Source organism: Paraburkholderia antibiotica, assembly GCF_012927125.1.
Classification (GTDB): domain Bacteria; phylum Pseudomonadota; class Gammaproteobacteria; order Burkholderiales; family Burkholderiaceae; genus Paraburkholderia; species Paraburkholderia antibiotica.
The window spans coordinates 1-1,323 of record NZ_JABBFZ010000065.1 but is presented as its reverse complement, the minus strand read 5'-3'; the positions used below and the strand labels follow the sequence as shown (position 1 = coordinate 1,323).

The 1,323-nt window shown below is 60.5% G+C and carries 1 protein-coding gene and 1 other annotated feature; the gene reads left to right on the top strand.

Going from position 1 to position 1,323, the window contains the following annotated elements:
- Positions 1-51 precede the first annotated feature (51 nt).
- A protein-coding gene (locus HHL14_RS32750; protein ID WP_169501741.1) for an IS3 family transposase occupies positions 52-1,289 on the top strand; the annotation gives its coding sequence in 2 pieces (ribosomal slippage) (positions 52-343 and positions 343-1,289; 1,239 coding nt in all).
- Positions 333-449: a sequence feature (AL1L pseudoknot), on the top strand. It overlaps the preceding gene by 117 nt.
- Positions 1,290-1,323 lie beyond the last annotated feature (34 nt).

Genomic DNA, 1,323 nt, shown 5'->3' with positions numbered 1-1,323 from the left:
ATGAACCGCACCGGATTTTGTGGAGGCTCCAACTCTTGAGAGAATGGAGCCATGAACAAGAAGGCAACCAAGTTTTCCCCGGAGGTTCGCGAGCGTGCAGTACGTTTAGTGCGCGAGCAGCGTAGCGAACATCCGTCGATGTGGGCAGCGGTCGAGTCGATTGCGCCGATGATCGGGTGTACGCCGCAGACGCTGCACGAATGGACCAGGCGTGACCAGGTTGACCAGGGCGAGCGCGATGGCGTGACCACTGACGAACGCGAACGGCTGAAGGCCCTGGAGCGCGAGGTCAAGGAACTGCGTCGTGCCAACGAGATTCTCAAGGTTGCGAGGGCGTTTTTCGCCCAGGCGGAGCTCGACCGCCGTTTCAAGTCCTGAAGGCGTTCGTCGATCAGCACCGCGACACCTTCGGGGTCGAGCCGATCTGTAAGGTCTTGCGGATCGCCCCGTCGGGCTACCGACGTCATGCGGCACAGCTTCGAGATCCGTCCAGACGCTGTGCCCGCGCGAAACGCGATGAGATTCTGCAACCCGAGGTCAGGCGTGTCTGGCAGGCCAACATGCAGGTCTATGGCGTGCCGAAGGTATGGAAGCAAATGAACCGTGAGGGCATTGTGGTCGCGCGCTGCACGGTCGGTCGGCTGATGAAGCTGCAAGGTCTGCGTGGTGCGGTTCGCGGCAAGCGGATTCGCACCACGATCGCCGACAAGAGCGCACCGCGCCCGCTTGACCGGGTCAACCGGCAATTCAAGGCGCAGCGGCCGAATCAGCTCTGGGTGTCGGACTTCACGTACGTTTCGACGTGGCAAGGCTGGCTTTACGTGGCGTTCGTGATTGACGTATTCGCCCGCCGTATTGTTGGCTGGCGCGTCAGTTCGTCGATGACTACGGACTTCGTTCTTGATGCGCTTGAACAGGCGTTGTACGCACGCCAACCAGGCGCCGAGGGGACCTTGATACATCACTCCGATAGGGGGTCTCAATACGTCAGCATTCGCTACAGCGAACGTTTGGCCGAGGCGAGTATCGAGCCGTCCGTCGGCAGCCGTGGCGACAGCTACGATAACGCGCTGGCTGAAACGATCAACGGCCTGTACAAGACGGAACTGATTCATCGGCGCGCCCCATGGAAGACGAGGGAATCTGTCGAACTGGCAACGCTGGAATGGGTCGCCTGGTACAACCATTGTCGGCTCATGGAACCGCTCGGCTATATCCCGCCCGCCGAGGCTGAGGCAAACTACTCCAGGCAACTCAGAAATGCCGATGACGTGCCCGCATTAACTTAAACCAACCGGCCTCCACCATTCCCGGTGCGGTTCA